The sequence below is a fragment of the Coleofasciculus sp. G1-WW12-02 genome (assembly GCF_040219735.1).
GTDB lineage: Bacteria > Cyanobacteriota > Cyanobacteriia > Cyanobacteriales > Coleofasciculaceae > Coleofasciculus.
In genome coordinates this window covers 1-16,324 of sequence record NZ_JAVJRX010000087.1, presented here as the reverse complement: position 1 = coordinate 16,324, position 16,324 = coordinate 1, and the positions used below count along the sequence as shown (strand labels likewise).

Sequence of the window (16,324 nt, the reverse complement as noted above, 5' to 3'; positions counted from 1 at the left end):
ATTATTCAGTTCATCAACTACTTGCACAAAGAGTTTATGGCATTGCTTTAGGCTATGAAGATGTTAATGACCATGATCAATTACGCTATGATCCGGCTTTAGCGATCGCTTTAGAGAAACTCAACTTTAAGGATTCATCATCAGCGTTTTTAGCTGGAAAAAGTACTCTGAATCGGCTTGAATATTGCCCAGATACAATCCGGCAACAAAAAGAATCGCGCTATCATCGCATTGAAGCTAACCCGGAAGAGCTTAAAAAAGCCTTTGTAGACATCTTTTTGGAGTCTTATCAAACCCCTCCTCAACAAATAATTTTAGACATGGATGTGACTGATGACCAAGTTCATGGACATCAAGAGGGAGCATTTTTTAATACTTATTATAAAGGAGTTTGCTATGCTCCCTTGTATATTTTCTGTGGGCATCATCTCTTGGTGGCAAGATTACGTCCTTCTAATGTAGACCCAGCCGAAGGAGCGTTAGAAGAATTACAGAGAATCATTGGTTTAATTCGAGAAAAATGGCACAACACTCACATAATCGTGCGAGGAGATAGTGCTTATGCTCGTGAAAAAATTATGAGTTTCTGTGAAGAGCAGCAAGGGGTAGATCATGTGATAGCAATGGCAACAAATAGCCAATTAAAATTACGAGCAATGAATGTTATTGAGAAAGCAAAAAATGAATACGAAGAAAATTTATTGCCAGTCATTGAGTTAATGGATAGCGTTTTTTCTAAAGATGAAGACTTAGAAGAGGTGAGAAAATTAGTCCCCAACGCAACTTGGTTTCGCTCTATTTATTATCAAACTGAAAGGTCATGGAGTCGTCAAAGAAGAGTGGTTACTAAAATTTGTTATGGCAGTGAAGGGTTAAAGCTTCGTCATGTGGTTACATCTTTACCCACTTCTCAAATTACACCTTCTCAACTTTATACTAAAAAATATTGTCCGAGAGGAGAGATGGAGAATCGGATTAAAGAACAGCAATTGGATTTATTTGCTGACCGAACTTCCACTCAAACCTTTCAAAGTAATCAACTGAGACTGTGGCTGTCATCAATAGCTTATGTTTTGGTGCAAGCATTTCGCTATCATGGTTTGAAGAAAACTTCTTTGTCCAAAGCAACTGTCGGAACAATTCGCCTCAATCTCCTTAAGTTAGGAGCGAGAATCACAGTCAGTGTGAGAAGAATTGTTATTGCCATATCCAGTTCTTGTCCCTATCAAGAGATTTTAGCGATCGCGCACTCAAGAATTCAAGCAATTCCCAATACGAGTTAAGTTTTTAGCTCTCGAAGATAACAATCATAGTTGTGAAAATGACTGAAGCTATTTTCAGTCTATTTTGTTATATAAATTTGCCAATGCTAACGCTCATTTTATCGAATGCGTCGGGTAAGAGTTAGCAATTTCAGGTTAATTTTGTTGAAGAATCTGGAATTTTTCTATTCTGCGCATGAAAACTTCTACTTTTCCCCTTCAAATTAGCTTCTCAAATTAGTTTGTGAGAAATGCGGGTTATAGCCTCCCCCAAACCCCCACCATTAGTTAACTAAGACGTTAATCCCGATAACAATGGGAGATGTGGAGTGGTAGGGTGGGCAATGTCCACCTACAGATGGAGACTCTGCGTAAATCCTGATTACCTTAACTAAGGCGTTAATCCCAATCACAATGGGAGATGTGGAGAATAAGCAAAAAACGATGAAAACCTACGATTGGATTGTTGTTGGTGGGGGTATTACGGGGGCGGCACTGGCTTATGAACTTACCCAGGCAGGATTAACGGTTCTGTTGGTCGATTCGGACACAGCAATTCAAGGCGCAACTCGGTACAGTTATGGCGGTTTAGCCTATTGGTCAGGGAAATCAGACCTGACGAGAGTGCTATGCGCTGAGGGAATTGAACGGCACAGGCATTTATCAGCAGAATTAGACCATGATACCCAGTTTCGGGAATTGGATTTAGTTTTGACTATTTCTGCTGACCAAAACCCAGAAACAATGGCGGCGGCTTATGCAAATTTTGCCATTGTGCCAAAATTACTCTCAGTCAAGGAGGCTTGTGAGTTAGAACCCCTACTCAATCCTAATGCGATCGCGGGCGTTCTCACGGTTCGTCATGGTCATATTCATCCGGAACACCTCACCCAAGGCTATCGCCAAGCCTTCTGTCGCGCTGGGGGCGAACAGCAGATTGCTCAAGTGGTGGAACTCCTGCGCCAGGGGGATACAGTTCAGGGGGTGAAAACCTCGGATAATCAAACCTATCATGCTGCCAATACAGTTATTTGTGCAGGGGGATTCAGCCGCGCCTTACTTAAAGCAGCCGGGATTCAGGTGCGCGTCTACTTCACCCATACGGAAGTGATTGAAACGTCAACGGTTGACCTGAAATTGCGAACATTAGTCATGCCGGCAAATACCCAACGCTTTCAACTTGAAGCTCAAGCTAGCGCTGCGGAAGTAGAACACTTTTGGGATGAACCGGATTACGAACCTGTGCCACCGATTTTAGATGCTGGGGCGATTCAGTTTCTAGATGGTAGTTTACGGATGGGTCAGATTAGTCGTATTCTGACTCAACCCTTCGCCGCCATAAACTCAGCCGCTAGTGAGTCTGCCATTCGTACTCAGGTGGGGAATGTCCTACCTGCTTTAGCTAGCCTACCAGGAACTTGGCATCACTGTTTAGTGGCGTTTGGTGGTAATAATTTACCTGTGGTGGGAGCCATTCAGGGCGTAGAGGGTGTTTATATTTTCTCTGGATTTACCAACCCTCTGGTATTTGTACCACCATTAGCCCAACGCTTTGCTCAATGGGTTATGGGGAAGGAGGATCAAATTATTACTCAATTGTCACAGAATTTGTAGGGAACAGGGAACAGGGAACAGGAAACAGGGGGATGTAGAGACGTAGCCTGCTACGTCTCTACATTGTTAATGACTAGCCCCTGTAGCTTTTTCTTGAGGTTTGGCTGAGGATTGAGTCCCTAATTGTATTAACTCAATCTTATAGCCAGTCGGGTCTTGAACAAAAGCGATGACAGTAGAACCATGTTTCATTGGACCAGGTTCCCGCACGACTTTACCACCCCGTTCCTTGATTTGCTCACAGGTGCCGTAAATATCATCAACGCCAATCGCAATGTGACCATAGGCATCCCCTAACTCGTATTGGTCAACACCCCAGTTGTAGGTTAGTTCTAACACGGTATGGTCAGACTCATCGCCATAGCCGACAAACGCTAAGGTAAATTTCCCGCCGGGATAGTCCTTTTTCCGCAATAGCTTCATTCCCAGCACGTCACAGTAGAATTTGAGTGACTCATCTAAGTCACCGACGCGCAGCATTGTATGTAGCATTCGCATAGCTGATTAAAGACTCCTTACGTTTATTCATGTTTCTTTGCTTTTCATTCTATCGAGGCGGTGAGGCGGTGCAACAGGTGATTCCCTCAGAAACCAATCCCCAACGGCGAATTTTTAAATCATCGGGGTCAATATGTTCAAGTCCAATATAACGATCAATACCGTCTGCCAATTTAGCACACCAACTACGGAAGACCCCCTTTTATTGCAGTCGTTACTAAAGCAGATCAAATCATTCTGACTTTACATTTTACCTAGCTTTTAGTTTTTGGTAGACTATCTAGTTTTTGTTTTAGAAGTAGATTTTTAATATCTTGCATTCCTAGATTACGCTTACTGTAAACCTCTATGGCATATTCCATCATATCTTCCTCTGTATTATTGGGAGCAAAAGAACGAACGAGTTCTAAAACCGATGCAGTCCTATCAAACAGCTTTACCATTTCGTCATGAGAACAATAGCTAATTTCTTGAGTGTGGATTATTGCAGATTCATTAAGTTTCTGTCTAGGAGAAATCAGAACAGTTGAACAAGGTACAGAATCAGGAATATGTCCTTCTGCTCTGACAGTTGTTTCATGTCTACCAGCTTGAGTGACTGTATTTAACGAGATACCATAATTAGCTGTTTCTTCAGTGCGTCCTTCCTCAGTTTTTGCTTCAAATACAAAGGCGTGCCAATTTCCAAATATCCAGAGTCCATCAGGTTTACCTTGTTCTTTCTTTTTCCATTTATGGGTTTTCGCGCCAAGCATTCGACCAAGTGACTCTAACCCATCTTCAAAAGGTGTAGCATCTATATTTTCAATATTTGTTTGCACAGTAGCAACTTTTTGATAGTACTTCCTACCCATAATCCCCCATTCCGTTAATAAATCATTTATTTGCATGAACCATTCTCTCCAAGGAAGATTATCATTTTCATCTGCTGCCTTCTCTAGATAAGGAAATAGCTTATTTAGCCAATTATTGTCTTTAGTGGTTTTCAATGCTTCTTCTAAATTAGAAATAGCTGAATTTCTAAAGATCTCTTTATCAGACTCTTTCCATGCTAAAAAAGCAGAATTTGCTGCTTGATGATACCAAAAAGTGACATAAGGCTTAAGTTGTGTCCCCCCCTCTAAAGAATCTAAAACTTTTGTTGCTTCATTGAATGCTTCTTTATGTTTACCATTCCAAGATTGATAAACATAATTGATTTCATGAGGCATAGATTTTGCAAGAGCTTCAGCTACATCATCTGATACTTTCAATGAAGAATCACGAAGTTTTTGAATCTCATTCTCAGCGTCTTTCCAATCTGGAGTTTTATTAAAAAAATCTTCGCCTAGCTCAACAAAATTATCGACTTCCAACTCTGTAGAATTATCTAACCCAAATTGAATTTCTGCTTGTAACTCTGGGTGCATCCCTTGTAAATTAATAGACGTACAGCACCACTTCGTTAAATCTTCTCCAAGAAGTATAACTAAAGCATAATCGTTTTCGTCACGAGTGCATCGCCCCATTGCTTGTGTAACTCTGGTACGGATACGATTGCGTAATTGTGAGGATGCTCCAAGACGAGTCAGTAAAAATTTTTCCTGCAATCCACTACCAGTAGGCATTCCGTCTAGGACTATAAAGCGACAGTCATCACCAGGTAGATCAATTCCATCATAACGAGTAGCAAGTATGAGAACCGTAGGCTTGTTACTTTTAGTAAAAGTCTCTAAACTTTTTTCAATATCTGTTGACTGTAATATAGTGTGGGTATCCTTTAAAAAATTTGACCATGCTTGAAGAGATGTATTGTTGGGAACAAGAATAAGTCCACGCTTTCTTTTTTGAAGCATTATAGCAGCAACTTCTTTTGGATTAATTCCCGATGACATTGCTGGTAAAAAAATCAACTTTCTTCCTATACTCCTTTTATTCCATTCTTCAGGAATAGGGATTTTATGTATTTTGTTAACTCCAAAAACACGCTCAAGATCCCCATCTTCTCCTAATGTTGCTGACATATATATTCGTTGATGTGCATTTAAAAATGGTTGATGAGTTAACGTGGGAGGAATAATTGGACGAATTTCAAAGTTTTCTGATGAACAATATATCGAACAAGCATCAAGATGAGATGAGATAAAACCCCAAGCATATTTTAGGTCTCGGTAATTTTGATCGTTTTCGTTAATTTTAATTAATGACTCCAAAGATTCTATAATTTGCTGATGTTTATTATGACAAGCAATATTTGAGATCAAATCAACTTGTTTTTTTTCGTAAGAGATGCCATGATGTTTGATATAGTAAGCTATATAGTCAGGCATTACTGGCTCAAGAATACGAACAATTTGGTCAAACAGTTGTTTATGGTTATTTCTATTAATAGAAATAACCATAAAGACGCTACATAATCATCCGCAGCATGAGCATCGTCACAAATAATTATATTTGGATCGTTAATCCTTGGATTAGTATTAAAAATGCTACTGTAAGTAGTAATAGCAACTACCTCAGATCTTTGATAGTTGTAAAACTCAGTTGTATTATAATCTCTCTGTGATCCAGTTAAAGTTACTGTATTAATTCCATACAAATCTGCTTTTTCATGAACTTGACTACAAAGTTGACGAGTAGGGCATAGATAAACAACCCTTTCTTTTAGTACTCTCCGCCGATATTCAGCAATTAAAAGACCAATAAGTGTTTTTCCCGTACCCGTTGGTAATTCGATAGCAATATCCTTAGCATTCTTCAAGTAATCTTTTTCATACTTATTTAATATTTGACCTTGATGGTTGCCCAAAAACTTGATTGAAGGATCACGTTTCAAATCTCTGAACATGAGATCAATAGACTCAGGAACAGAGTTTTGGTTTTTCGATGTCCGAAATTTAGCCATTTTCTTCCTAGACTTATTAGTAAGTATTTAGCTTAAAGCTACTATTCTGTCACAAGAATCTTTGTTGCTGCTTAGATCAGCCGACAAACTTTAGCAATCCTAATTACCCCTAATTTTACTGCTAAATCATAAGCACTTAGCTCAGTGTCTTCCATGATTAAAAAACCATTCTTTAGTTAATTATAAGACGAGCAATACTATTTTTATAATGACTGACCTACTTGAAAAATTTGTTCTGCCCTGAGATTAAGCCCAGAGAACGTAGGGGAAATAATTACATCATTCCCTCGAAACTGATTCACTTGATACTCCCCCTCAACAAGTTGATAAACCGATACCGTCGGTTGTTTCGGACTCCCTATAAAATTGCGTCCTCCTAGCGCAGCATAATCAACAATCCAATATTCAAAAACACCCATTTCTTCATAGTCTGCTCTCTTTTTAAAATAATCGTCACGCCAGTTTGTACTGACAACTTCAACAATGAGTTTGACAGATTGAGCATTTTCAATAATAGATTCTTTTTGCCAACGGGGTTCTGCTTTTATGGCTTCTTGCTCTAAGACAATAATATCAGGCTCATATCCCGATTTCCCATTGCTAGATTTAACAATAGATTCTCTAGGAATTGTCCAAATTCCCCGCTTCCCCATCTGGACAATGGTAAGAATTAACTCTTCTATCAAAAAGCCTGTTACGTTAGAGTGTGTTCCAGTGGGTTTTGGCATTTCGACAATTACCCCATCGTGGAGTTCGTAGCGTTTTCCTGTATTAGGATACCACGCAATAAACTCTTCAAAGGTAACAGTTTGGGTCAAAGATTGAACCATAGACTTGTTCTAGGGGAGTTCTTCTAATCATTTTTAACCAATAGGGTGCAGGAAGACCCTAATTTCAGGGTAGCGGATTAGAGGACTTCACATCATCTGGTCTAACATCTCAACCACCTCATCCATCTGTCGCCAAAACTCTCGTCCAGACTCCTGCCAATCCGACCATAGTTCCTTTAAACTACGCTTATCAGTCTCCGTCCCATTCTCCAATATAATCCTGTTGACTCACCTGCTCAACCGTCACCACTTTGGCAAAGCCATCGTTATCCGTAAAATCCCGATAGGCGGGTAAAAACCGTTTCTGGTGTTCCGGCTTCAAGAAACTCTGCGCCTGTACCCGCGCCACCTCTTTTACCGCATCAATCAGTAAAATTTTACCCCTTCGTTCCTGGGGTTTCTGAGTGCGACAAATCACCACACAAGACTCCATTGGCGAGTTGTAAGTTGCGACGTATGACCTTATATTAAGAAGAGTGGTACTGACTGGCATGCTGGTGGGCAGTGCCCACCCTACGGTATAGCAAGGGTTTCGGTAATCTCCAAAGGCAGAAGGCGAGCGTGCCATTGATGTTAAGAATCATGCTTGATTGATCTAAAAGCATAACCAAAATCAGGCATGATAAGGGCAGGTCTGTTAAATGCTGGAGGAACCTATGTCATCGGCTCCGCTATTTAGCGATCGCACTCATGCCGGTGAGGAGCTAGCTCAAGCTCTGCTTACCCAAATTACTGAACTGGAAACGACTACAGGTGAAACGGTATCACCCGTGGTGTATGCACTCCCCCGTGGCGGTATTCCTGTCGCCGTACCTGTTGCTCGTCGATTAAATTGTCCTCTGGATATCGTGGTGGCTAAAAAAATTACCACCCCCCAAAATCCAGAATTAGCCATTGGCGCTGTCACCTCAGAAGGACAAGTTTTGTGGGCGCAACATCGGCTATGGAGAAGACTTCAGTCTAGTTTGCGAAACACCGCCCTGCGTCATGCTCAAGATAAAGCTCAATCTCAGCTTGCTGAATTTGCCCCAGGTTGTCCTCAGGTTAACCCCCAAGGAATGTTAGCCCTTTTGGTTGATGATGGGATTGCTACAGGGATGACTATGGTTGCAGCGACTCAAGCGTTGAAAGAGCATCATCCTCACCAGATCTGGATTTGTACACCCGTCGCACCAGCCGGATTGATCAAGTGGCTCAGTCGTTTTTGCGATCGCTTAGTTATCCTGGAAACACCGGATGACTTTCTCAGTGTCAGCCGTTTCTACGGGGAATTTCCGCAGGTCAACACGGATGAGGCGCTGGCTTATTTACAAGAGTACAATCATCTTCCCCACCAACAGTAGCCAAATTAGTTGCCCTGAATTATCTTAACCAATAGTTCTCGCTGATGAGTTTTTTCATGAGACATTTACAATTCTGTTGGCGCACATTGGTGCTTTCCACGCAGCAAAATCCACCGGAGTCAATCGAACATTTGATGGTATTGTTAACCTTGGCGTTAGGCTTAAATTGGGTCTTTCAACCTGACTGGCAATACCTTGTTCTCAGTTCTAGCTTCGCGATTGGTGCAGCAGCCTCCATGTGGGTTAGGGAAGCATTTTTACCGTCACCACGTCCACGTATGGTTATGATCGTCGCGATTACGGTTTTACTTCTGTATAGCGTCTATGCCTTTGCCAATGTTGCTTATGACGTGGCGATCACTTAAGGCTGAGGCTGGTGTAAAATTAAGCGATTGCCATTGGGGTCATAAGCGTAGATTTCCCGCCCGTGGGACGCGACGATGATTTCGCCCGGTGGGGGATATCCCAGGTTGCACAATTGTGCGATCGCGGCGTCTAAGTCATCGACATCTAAACACAAGCTAAATCCACTTTTCTCAGACTGCTCAAATTCCTGTCGATGGTTATCCCTGGGTTTAAATAGTCCGAGTCGCAATCCAGGGAGATGAAACTCGGCATACTTGTTGGGAATATGGCAATGGGGAGATTCGGCAAGTAATTGACTATAAAACTCAACCAGTGGCTCGATATTCGCAGCCGCTATGGTAACCAAAGCCCTATGCAAGTGAAATTTCATCTAAACAATAATAAAATATTTCAGGAAGTCGGATTATGTTTGAATTTTCAAATAAAAACCAGCTTATCCCCCAACAATAATTTATCACTCCTTATTGAATATTGACATAAAAAGATTTTTATGCATAAAAGAGGATCTTCCAGTTCAGATCATTGAGCTCGTGTCCTCAACAGAGAAATTGAAGCGCAATTGATCCCCGCACTTGCCTAAAACCCTAAAATAGGATGAGTACTTCCTTTGAAAACACTAAGCCTGAATATGCCCAAAACCGTTGCCGAAGTGATGAGCCGTGACCCGATCACGGTTACCCCCCAAACGCCGATTAAAGAGGCGATGAAAATTCTTGCCCAACGAGGTATCAGTGGTTTGCTGGTGGTCAATGATACAGGCAAATTGGTGGGCATTATTTCAGAAACAGATTTGTTGTGGCAACAGACAGGAGTAGAACCCCCTGTCTACATCGTATTTCTCGACAGTGTGATTTATCTAGAAAACCCAGCCCGGTACGAAGAAGAACTGCACAAGGCTCTAGGGCAAACCGTTGGAGAAGTCATGACCCACGAACCTGTGGTTGTCAAGCCCGATCAACCCTTACGCAAAGCCGCCAAACTAATGCAGGACAAATCACTGCGCCGTTTAGCGGTGACTGACAACCAGGGAAAAGTGATTGGTGTCCTCACGGCGGGAGATATTGTGCGGGCAATGATTGCGGAATTGGAATAGTCATAAACCCACCGCCTAAAAGTGTGGGTTTATAGTAGAGTGCCACGATTCAAGATAAATCACTGATCAATAATTAATACATTACAATGACTGTTTCTCGTGAGTCTGTTCAACAGTTGCTAAATTCCGAGGACTTTGGCAACCGCCTAAGTGGGGTAAATCTACTACGTCAGCTAGAACCATCGATAGCTTATGAATTAGTCCAGCCTATTGTGACTGACGCTAATGCTCGGGTTCGGTACGCCGCCGTTAGCCAACTTGATACCCTTGGAGATCAGGATTTATCACTCACCTTGAGAATGTTACGCGATCGCCTCTTGAACGACTCGGAACCGGATGTCCAAGCTGCAGCCGCTGACGCTTTGGGCGCCCTGAAGATGACCGAGGCGTTTGATGAGATGCAACAGTTATATCACCAATCATCGGAATGGTTATTGCAGTTTAGTATTGTTGCGGCATTAGGTGAACTGGGTGAGTCCCGTGCTTTTCCCCTCTTAGAAGAAGCACTCTCCTCCGAAACCAGCTTGATTCAAACCGCTGCGATTAGTTCGTTGGGAGAACTAGGTGATCCCCGTGCTGTACCATTATTAGTTCCCTTTGCCACTGATCCTGACTGGCAAGTGCGTTACCGAGTCGCCCAGGCGCTCAAGCCCTTCGATAGTTCAGAGGCTAGAGCCGCCTTAGAAGCCTTAGCCAATGACTCGGTTGAGCAAGTGGCTCAGGAAGCCAAACGAAATTTAGAATCATTTTAGCCAGTTTGAGGTTGAGCGCTGAAGGGGTGACAAACCCTCTAAAACCCTTTAAAAGCCAACTTTTAGCCATATTAGTATCTTCAAAGATAAAGCCTTATTGACAGATGAAGACCACAACCATGAGAAATGATCTAGCGAAGCGTTGCGCAGGGGGTCTGGGGGGCTAGTCCCCCAGAAAGACAAAACCGCTATCTTTGAGGAGAAGAAATGGGCTAACAGCAGGATGGCTCAAAACTTCAGCTCGCTTGTCACCCCGTGAGGGTTGAGCGTTGTTTTGGGTGTCATGAAGCGTTGATGCTAGATAAACACCCAAATCGCTTTATTCGACAACTTTCACGAGTCCACGATGCACACCATAGATCAACCGCATTAAGATAGCTTCATCATTATTTGTGAAAGAATTGTCCCAAGGAGCTGTCATCAATTCACGCCAGTCAGACAAACTGATCTGACCCTTACACATAATGTCAGCAAATATCGGTGCCAAACAGCATCGGCTCAAGGTTTGTTCGTCTAGAGGAGCTTGTTCAGTGGCATTCATGATTGTGGTTGTTGGGTTGACTTTCAAGGGATGAACACATCAATTCTACTCACTCATGATCACTCATCCCGCGATCGCGTCACCAAAACCGTAATTATCTAGTTGCAGTTAATGGAGCTAAGCGGATTCGAACCGCTGACCCCCTCAATGCCATTGAGGTGCTCTACCAGCTGAGCTATAGCCCCGTGAAGCATCTTCTATCATGCCTTTATTTTATCGCTTCGTCAAGTCTTATGAAATTATTGCCTCGTGAGAGATTATCGACTTATGAAACAATAGCATCCCTAAAACGAACCTGACACTGCCGCAATGCGACTCAAGTAGCCCAAATAGCTGTCCATCAAAAAATATACCACTAACATGGCGGCGGCTGACATCGCCACCAAGGTGCCAGCCAGCATCAAGGAAAACTCTCTTGTATCAAATGCCTGTTGCATTAAGTGCAGTGACCAAGCGACTAAAGCAATATCAAATATTAAAATAGCAATCAACATAATTTACGAAATGTAACATCGAATCTATTCTAGCAGTCGTCTATGTAGCTGCAAACGATCCAATTGTGTGATATAAGTCACAAGAGTTAAGGGCAGATCAGCCGGGATTTGAGAAACCTTAGATCATCCTGACGGGAACCTGATGGTGCTGCAAATGGTGCTTAATTTCCGATACGGTGAGTTGTCCGTAATGCAGTAAAGAGGCTAAGAGGGCGGCTTCGGCTTTCCCCTCGGTTAGGGCTTGATAAATGTGATCGCAAGTTCCAGCACCACCGGAGGCAATTACCGGAATTTCTACCTGTTCAGCAATGGTGCGGGTTAGCTCCAAGTCATACCCAGCTTGAGTTCCATCAGCATCCATGCTGGTTACCAGGAGTTCTCCCGCGCCACGTCGCTCGACTTCTTTTGCCCAGGCGATCGCGTCAAGTCCTGTATTTTCTCGTCCGCCACGCACAAAAACATCCCAACCCGGATGACTGGGATCTACGCGGCGACGGGCGTCAATCGCCACGACAATACATTGATTGCCAAAGCGATCGCTGGCTTGATTGATAAAATCTGGATTGCGGACAGCCGCCGAGTTAATACTGATTTTATCGGCACCAGCCCTTAACAATAATTTAACAGTTTCTAAGGATTGGATACCGCCGCCGACGGTTAAGGGAATAAAAACCTGTTCTGCGGTACGGTAGACAACATCAATAATAATATCGCGGTCTTCATGAGTAGCAGTGATATCCAAAAACACCAGTTCATCAGCACCGGCTTGGTTGTAAGCTTGTGCCAATTCCACTGGATCACCAGCATCTTGCAAATTTACAAAGTTGACGCCCTTGACCACCCGCCCAGCCTTTACATCCAGGCAAGGTAAGATTCGTTTAGCTAGCATGTCAGATGTCTTACGCTGTGTGATGGGATAATACTTACTCTCTTAACTAATCTAAACCTTTTGTGCCTGAGTGTCTCGGTTGCAGATGAAATGATAGGCTTAAATCATGGCTATAACGTCCTTTAGACAATCTCAAGAACCTGACCCACAACCCCCATCTCGTCAGAAAAAAAAGGGTCGCCGTAAGGAACGCCAGCAAGAGTTGGAAACAGACTTGTTACTGGCTACCGCGATAGCCGAGGAAACGGAGAACCAAGAGGAAGGGATTCGTCCCCACCGGCTAGCCGACTATATCGGGCAAAAAGAACTCAAAGATATTTTAGGAATTGCGATCGCGGCGGCGAAGGCGCGAAATGAATCATTAGACCATTTGCTCTTGTACGGACCGCCGGGATTGGGGAAAACCACGATGTCGCTAATTTTGGCGACAGAGATGGGGACAAATTGCAAAATTACGGCGGCTCCGGCTTTGGAACGCCCCCGGGATATTGTGGGGATTTTAGTGAATCTTAAACCGGGGGATATTTTATTTATCGATGAAATTCATCGCCTCTCGCGCATGAGTGAGGAACTGTTGTATCCGGCGATGGAGGATTATCGTTTGGATATTACCATTGGCAAAGGGCAATCGGCGCGAACCCGGAGTATTCCTTTACCCCAGTTTACCCTAGTTGGTGCTACGACAAGGGTGGGATCACTCACCTCCCCCTTGCGCGATCGCTTCGGTTTGATCCAGCGTCTGCGGTTCTACGAACCCGATGAATTGAGTTTAATTGTGCAACGAACCGCCCAGTTATTACAAGCGCCGGTGAGTGAAGAAGGGGCGGTAGAAATTGCCCGTCGTTCTCGGGGAACTCCCCGCATTGCCAATCGTTTACTCAGGCGAGTACGAGATTATGCTCAGGTGAAAAAGATGGACGTAATTAACCAGGATGTCGCCGCCGAAGCCTTGGAAGTATTCAATGTCGATCCGGCGGGTTTGGATTGGACAGATCGGCTAGTGTTAAGTGTGATGATTGAACAATTCCAGGGAGGACCTGTGGGCTTAGAAGCCGTAGCCGCTGCAACTGGAGAAGACGCTCAAACCATTGAGGAAGTGTATGAGCCGTATTTATTACAGATTGGGTACTTACATCGAACCCCTCGTGGTCGTGTTGCTACAGACGCGGCTCGTAAGCATTTAGGATATTGGCAAGATTGACACCGGGCTAGCTACATCGTTCATAGCAAGGGGACAGACATGAACTATGAACGATGAATCATCTCCATGGTTAACCGTGCATAGCTCGATGCTTCAACTCCTCGTGCGCTCTCTTAGGGAGCGATTCAAGTTTTTTGGGCGCTCTTCCATTTTCACGGGGAGCCTCAACCTTTGCCCAGTTCTCCTGAATGTAGTTTAGATCGTCCGCCGAAGCCACGTAGCTTTCAACATAGCCACAATTGACACAAACATACGTATCCAGTGCAGCATAGCGAGCGCTAGAGTTGCCTAATCCTAGGGTCATCGTATTCAGTGCTGGAAACTTTCGGTTTTTGTTGCTTCTAACCTGATACGATCCACAGGAGCTGCATTGACCATTCTTCATTGTCATGACTGCTTCAACCTTACAAGTTGGCTTTCCTTTTGACTTCATTAGGGAAACGGTATAATCCGGATGACCGTTAACGTTTGTTTTCATTTAGGTTGTATATAATCAGCGCCTGCAAGAGATGGGATAGAGAGGATTGGATTGAGGGAAACCTTTGGGGAAGTTGCACCTGATATCCATTTACCAGGATTCCCTAAACCCTCGCCTATCTCAACATTTTGGCTCGCGATCGCGCTGCACATTGTAGATGACTTTTTGCCAATACCCGTTTTCAGCAACAACCGGGATGGTTTCTCCTGACCTGATCGAATCTGCGATTAGCTAGCAACCAATCTCTTCCCAATACAAACAGCCGCTGACGCCGTTCTGTTCGAGGTTGGTTAAATTAGTTGGGCTGCTGATTATGCTATTCATTATACTTTGCCTCCCCCTCTTTCATCATTTCGTCAATGAAACTTGGGGTTAGTCTAGCCCACAGAATTCTGGTGTGACTGTTTTTGTAATTAAACAAGCGGCTGCCCAAATAGAATCTTTCTCAATACCTTCTGACGTTGCCAAATTTACAACCGATCACCACTATGAAATGGTAGCAAAATTAACAGATTAACATAGTCAATTGAATACTGCCAACCTGAAATTTATATCTGATATCATTAAATTAACAACCTGTAGGGGCGACCCGTTTGCATCAATTAACAACACCAGTCCACTTAGGTTCGGTCAGGTCGCCCTAGTGATGGTGACTTTACCCCATGAGAATTACCGTGTCAATGACATGGATAATACCATTATCCGCTTCGATATCAGGGGCAACAACTGTCGCATTTTTGACTTCAAAACTATCAGAACAGTCAATTCGGATTGACGAACCCTCAACAGAGGTTACTGAATCGACATTAGCTAAATCAGCTTGAGTCAATTTACCAGAAACGACATGATACTTCAGAATTCGCGTCAGCTGGGGAATATTTTGGAGCAAGGTTTGTATGGTTCCCGGTGGTAACTTAGCAAAAGCGGCGTCATTAGGTGCAAAAACCGTAAAAGGACCAGGACTTTTAAGAGTATCCACTAAACCAGCCGCTTGCACAGCGGCTACTAGGGTTTGGAACGAATCCGCACTAACGGCGATATCTACAATATCAGGCATTGATTTCAACTCATCCTCTGCAAAATAATCTCTTCTCGGATTTTGACATTCTCCCATATACCTGTGTAGGGACGGGTTTTACTACTAAGTAGGTGGGTGGAAATAAACCCAACTCGATTAAGTTTTCTGAATTTCCTTGATCTGCTCGCGTTTCAAGAGGAACCGTGGCAAGTCAGGTAGTCGCACGGTAAAATCAGCGACATCAGTACTGAGGAGTCCGGATATGGGAAATTTTATTGGCATCAGCGTAACCCTTGCTACAGCAGTACTCGCGAGTCTTGCGTTTACCCCCACGTCAGCATCAGCTCAAGCCGCTTATGGTAGTTATGTCGGGGCTGGTGGTACTTTCGGTATTGAAGAAGATAGTCGCGGTGAAGGGCGGCAATTTGGGGGAGTGTTGGCGGTACGGTACAAACTCTTAGAACTTCCTGTCTCTCTGCGAGCGCAAGCCCTGATTGGTGCAGGTACGGCGGTGGTGCCGACAATTTCTTATGACTTTCCCCTCAACTGGCAAACGGATGTTTATCTGGGGGCGGGTGCGGCGTTTGCTAGTGGTGATACGCCATCACCGGTGGGAGATAAAACTAGCTTCGCTTTGCAACCGGGTATTGATTATGTTGTTCCTGGCGGTAGTACGGTGCTTTTTGGTAATGCGATTATTGCCTTTGATGCCTATCGTCAGGGAGGCGGCACGGCGGTTTCGGTGCAGGGTGGCGTGGGATTGAGATTTTAATCAGACACAAAAATTGCCGCTATTTTTGTCAGTCAACCCTGGCATTAGCCAAGAATTCAAATTCTTGGCTAAAAGCGCAAGTCGTCTTTAGACGACTAACGGGAATGCGGTTCTTAAGGACTTATTAGGCTAAAATGTTAGTTAATACCGGCTCTTTGGGATTTATGGTGATAAGTTTTACTAATATTACTCCTGATACTTCTTAGCTTTTGTCTTGAATCGGAGCGACAGCGGAGAGTCAAGGCAAGGTTATCTAATGGAATCAGCCCTTTCACAAACGGATGGCTTG

20 protein-coding genes and 1 tRNA gene are annotated in these 16,324 nt (G+C 43.6%); 8 read left to right on the top strand and 13 right to left on the bottom strand.

The window, feature by feature from the left end; genetic code table 11:
* Window positions 1-1,283, top strand: a 1,283-nt coding sequence (locus RID09_RS14570) for an IS1380 family transposase (RefSeq protein ID WP_446336648.1), incomplete at its 5' end; no start/stop codon positions are given.
* Between the two features lie 423 nt (window positions 1,284-1,706).
* The gene (locus RID09_RS14565; RefSeq protein ID WP_446336647.1) at window positions 1,707-2,876 is read left to right on the top strand and encodes an NAD(P)/FAD-dependent oxidoreductase; all 1,170 of its coding nucleotides are present in this window, start codon (window positions 1,707-1,709) and stop codon (window positions 2,874-2,876) included.
* Between the two features lie 66 nt (window positions 2,877-2,942).
* On the opposite strand, the gene gloA is transcribed toward RID09_RS14565, so the two are convergent.
* The 6 genes from gloA to RID09_RS14535 all read right to left on the bottom strand — a co-directional run bounded on the left by gloA (window position 2,943) and on the right by RID09_RS14535 (window position 7,521).
* Window positions 2,943-3,374, bottom strand: coding sequence for a lactoylglutathione lyase (gene gloA / locus RID09_RS14560; protein WP_446336646.1), 432 nt, complete (start codon window positions 3,372-3,374; stop codon window positions 2,943-2,945).
* A gap of 49 nt (window positions 3,375-3,423) precedes the next feature.
* Window positions 3,424-3,546 carry a hypothetical protein gene (locus tag RID09_RS14555; RefSeq protein WP_446336645.1) on the bottom strand — a complete coding sequence of 41 codons (123 nt, stop codon included), beginning with the start codon at window positions 3,544-3,546 and terminating at the stop codon, window positions 3,424-3,426.
* Window positions 3,547-3,628: 82 nt separating this feature from the next.
* Window positions 3,629-5,755 (bottom strand): helicase C-terminal domain-containing protein, encoded by a 2,127-nt coding sequence (locus RID09_RS14550; protein WP_446336644.1) that lies wholly within the window; start codon window positions 5,753-5,755, stop codon window positions 3,629-3,631.
* Window positions 5,683-6,258, bottom strand: a complete 576-nt coding sequence (locus RID09_RS14545; protein ID WP_446336643.1) for a DEAD/DEAH box helicase family protein — start codon at window positions 6,256-6,258, stop codon at window positions 5,683-5,685. Before RID09_RS14545 ends, RID09_RS14550 begins: the two co-directional genes overlap by 73 nt.
* A gap of 203 nt (window positions 6,259-6,461) precedes the next feature.
* A complete protein-coding gene (locus RID09_RS14540; protein ID WP_446336642.1) occupies window positions 6,462-7,088 on the bottom strand; it encodes a Uma2 family endonuclease in 627 nt (208 codons plus the stop codon).
* Window positions 7,089-7,278: 190 nt separating this feature from the next.
* Entirely contained in the window at window positions 7,279-7,521 is a 243-nt protein-coding gene (locus tag RID09_RS14535; RefSeq protein ID WP_446336641.1) for an N-6 DNA methylase, read from the bottom strand.
* Window positions 7,522-7,744: 223 nt separating this feature from the next.
* Between RID09_RS14535 and RID09_RS14530 the strand changes: the two genes are divergently transcribed.
* Both RID09_RS14530 and RID09_RS14525 read left to right on the top strand, forming a co-directional pair.
* Window positions 7,745-8,431: a phosphoribosyltransferase gene (locus tag RID09_RS14530; protein ID WP_446336640.1), complete on the top strand. Its 687-nt coding sequence runs from the start codon at window positions 7,745-7,747 to the stop codon at window positions 8,429-8,431.
* A 56-nt stretch (window positions 8,432-8,487) separates the two neighbouring features.
* Window positions 8,488-8,796: a hypothetical protein gene (locus RID09_RS14525; protein WP_446336639.1), complete on the top strand. Its 309-nt coding sequence runs from the start codon at window positions 8,488-8,490 to the stop codon at window positions 8,794-8,796.
* On the opposite strand, the gene RID09_RS14520 is transcribed toward RID09_RS14525, so the two are convergent.
* Window positions 8,793-9,167 carry a VOC family protein gene (locus tag RID09_RS14520; protein ID WP_446336638.1) on the bottom strand — a complete coding sequence of 125 codons (375 nt, stop codon included), beginning with the start codon at window positions 9,165-9,167 and terminating at the stop codon, window positions 8,793-8,795. The two genes, RID09_RS14525 and RID09_RS14520, sit on opposite strands and share 4 nt — an antisense overlap.
* A gap of 258 nt (window positions 9,168-9,425) precedes the next feature.
* Here RID09_RS14520 and RID09_RS14515 point away from each other — a divergent pair, with 258 nt between their 5' ends.
* Both RID09_RS14515 and nblB read left to right on the top strand, forming a co-directional pair.
* The gene (locus RID09_RS14515) at window positions 9,426-9,890 is read left to right on the top strand and encodes a CBS domain-containing protein (protein ID WP_446336649.1); all 465 of its coding nucleotides are present in this window, start codon (window positions 9,426-9,428) and stop codon (window positions 9,888-9,890) included.
* A gap of 86 nt (window positions 9,891-9,976) precedes the next feature.
* Window positions 9,977-10,642 (top strand): phycobilisome degradation protein NblB, encoded by a 666-nt coding sequence (nblB, locus tag RID09_RS14510; RefSeq protein WP_446336637.1) that lies wholly within the window; start codon window positions 9,977-9,979, stop codon window positions 10,640-10,642.
* Window positions 10,643-10,961: 319 nt separating this feature from the next.
* Here the strand turns inward: nblB and RID09_RS14505 are convergent, their stop codons facing one another.
* The 4 genes from RID09_RS14505 to hisF all read right to left on the bottom strand — a co-directional run bounded on the left by RID09_RS14505 (window position 10,962) and on the right by hisF (window position 12,566).
* Window positions 10,962-11,183 (bottom strand): hypothetical protein, encoded by a 222-nt coding sequence (locus RID09_RS14505; protein ID WP_446336636.1) that lies wholly within the window; start codon window positions 11,181-11,183, stop codon window positions 10,962-10,964.
* 112 nt (window positions 11,184-11,295) lie between these two features.
* Window positions 11,296-11,368 (bottom strand) — tRNA-Ala (locus tag RID09_RS14500).
* Window positions 11,369-11,467: 99 nt separating this feature from the next.
* Complete coding sequence (locus RID09_RS14495; protein WP_446336635.1) at window positions 11,468-11,677, bottom strand: hypothetical protein; 210 nt, start codon at window positions 11,675-11,677, stop codon at window positions 11,468-11,470.
* 118 nt (window positions 11,678-11,795) lie between these two features.
* Window positions 11,796-12,566 carry an imidazole glycerol phosphate synthase subunit HisF gene (gene hisF, locus RID09_RS14490; RefSeq protein WP_446336634.1) on the bottom strand — a complete coding sequence of 257 codons (771 nt, stop codon included), beginning with the start codon at window positions 12,564-12,566 and terminating at the stop codon, window positions 11,796-11,798.
* A 106-nt stretch (window positions 12,567-12,672) separates the two neighbouring features.
* Between hisF and ruvB the strand changes: the two genes are divergently transcribed.
* Window positions 12,673-13,767: a Holliday junction branch migration DNA helicase RuvB gene (ruvB, locus tag RID09_RS14485; protein WP_446336633.1), complete on the top strand. Its 1,095-nt coding sequence runs from the start codon at window positions 12,673-12,675 to the stop codon at window positions 13,765-13,767.
* 70 nt (window positions 13,768-13,837) lie between these two features.
* Here the strand turns inward: ruvB and RID09_RS14480 are convergent, their stop codons facing one another.
* Window positions 13,838-14,071 (bottom strand): hypothetical protein, encoded by a 234-nt coding sequence (locus tag RID09_RS14480; RefSeq protein ID WP_446336632.1) that lies wholly within the window; start codon window positions 14,069-14,071, stop codon window positions 13,838-13,840.
* Window positions 14,072-14,900: 829 nt separating this feature from the next.
* Window positions 14,901-15,302: a fasciclin domain-containing protein gene (locus RID09_RS14475; RefSeq protein ID WP_446336631.1), complete on the bottom strand. Its 402-nt coding sequence runs from the start codon at window positions 15,300-15,302 to the stop codon at window positions 14,901-14,903.
* A gap of 223 nt (window positions 15,303-15,525) precedes the next feature.
* Here RID09_RS14475 and RID09_RS14470 point away from each other — a divergent pair, with 223 nt between their 5' ends.
* The gene (locus tag RID09_RS14470; RefSeq protein ID WP_446336630.1) at window positions 15,526-16,035 is read left to right on the top strand and encodes a hypothetical protein; all 510 of its coding nucleotides are present in this window, start codon (window positions 15,526-15,528) and stop codon (window positions 16,033-16,035) included.
* Window positions 16,036-16,324: the final 289 nt, after the last annotated feature.

What these genes read in the sequence shown, in the direction of transcription:
- RID09_RS14565 (WP_446336647.1), top strand. Translation starts at nt 1,707, where the DNA reads ATGAAAACCTACGATTGGATTGTTGTTGGTGGGGGTATTACGGGGGCG.
- gloA (WP_446336646.1), bottom strand. Translation starts at nt 3,374, where the DNA reads ATGCGAATGCTACATACAATGCTGCGCGTCGGTGACTTAGATGAGTCA.
- RID09_RS14550 (WP_446336644.1), bottom strand. Translation starts at nt 5,755, where the DNA reads ATGGTTATTTCTATTAATAGAAATAACCATAAACAACTGTTTGACCAA.
- RID09_RS14545 (WP_446336643.1), bottom strand. Translation starts at nt 6,258, where the DNA reads ATGGCTAAATTTCGGACATCGAAAAACCAAAACTCTGTTCCTGAGTCT.
- RID09_RS14540 (WP_446336642.1), bottom strand. Translation starts at nt 7,088, where the DNA reads ATGGTTCAATCTTTGACCCAAACTGTTACCTTTGAAGAGTTTATTGCG.
- RID09_RS14535 (WP_446336641.1), bottom strand. Translation starts at nt 7,521, where the DNA reads ATGGAGTCTTGTGTGGTGATTTGTCGCACTCAGAAACCCCAGGAACGA.
- RID09_RS14530 (WP_446336640.1), top strand. Translation starts at nt 7,745, where the DNA reads ATGTCATCGGCTCCGCTATTTAGCGATCGCACTCATGCCGGTGAGGAG.
- RID09_RS14525 (WP_446336639.1), top strand. Translation starts at nt 8,488, where the DNA reads ATGAGACATTTACAATTCTGTTGGCGCACATTGGTGCTTTCCACGCAG.
- RID09_RS14520 (WP_446336638.1), bottom strand. Translation starts at nt 9,167, where the DNA reads ATGAAATTTCACTTGCATAGGGCTTTGGTTACCATAGCGGCTGCGAAT.
- RID09_RS14515 (WP_446336649.1), top strand. Translation starts at nt 9,426, where the DNA reads ATGCCCAAAACCGTTGCCGAAGTGATGAGCCGTGACCCGATCACGGTT.
- nblB (WP_446336637.1), top strand. Translation starts at nt 9,977, where the DNA reads ATGACTGTTTCTCGTGAGTCTGTTCAACAGTTGCTAAATTCCGAGGAC.
- RID09_RS14505 (WP_446336636.1), bottom strand. Translation starts at nt 11,183, where the DNA reads ATGAATGCCACTGAACAAGCTCCTCTAGACGAACAAACCTTGAGCCGA.
- RID09_RS14495 (WP_446336635.1), bottom strand. Translation starts at nt 11,677, where the DNA reads ATGTTGATTGCTATTTTAATATTTGATATTGCTTTAGTCGCTTGGTCA.
- hisF (WP_446336634.1), bottom strand. Translation starts at nt 12,566, where the DNA reads ATGCTAGCTAAACGAATCTTACCTTGCCTGGATGTAAAGGCTGGGCGG.
- ruvB (WP_446336633.1), top strand. Translation starts at nt 12,673, where the DNA reads ATGGCTATAACGTCCTTTAGACAATCTCAAGAACCTGACCCACAACCC.
- RID09_RS14480 (WP_446336632.1), bottom strand. Translation starts at nt 14,071, where the DNA reads ATGACCCTAGGATTAGGCAACTCTAGCGCTCGCTATGCTGCACTGGAT.
- RID09_RS14475 (WP_446336631.1), bottom strand. Translation starts at nt 15,302, where the DNA reads ATGCCTGATATTGTAGATATCGCCGTTAGTGCGGATTCGTTCCAAACC.
- RID09_RS14470 (WP_446336630.1), top strand. Translation starts at nt 15,526, where the DNA reads ATGGGAAATTTTATTGGCATCAGCGTAACCCTTGCTACAGCAGTACTC.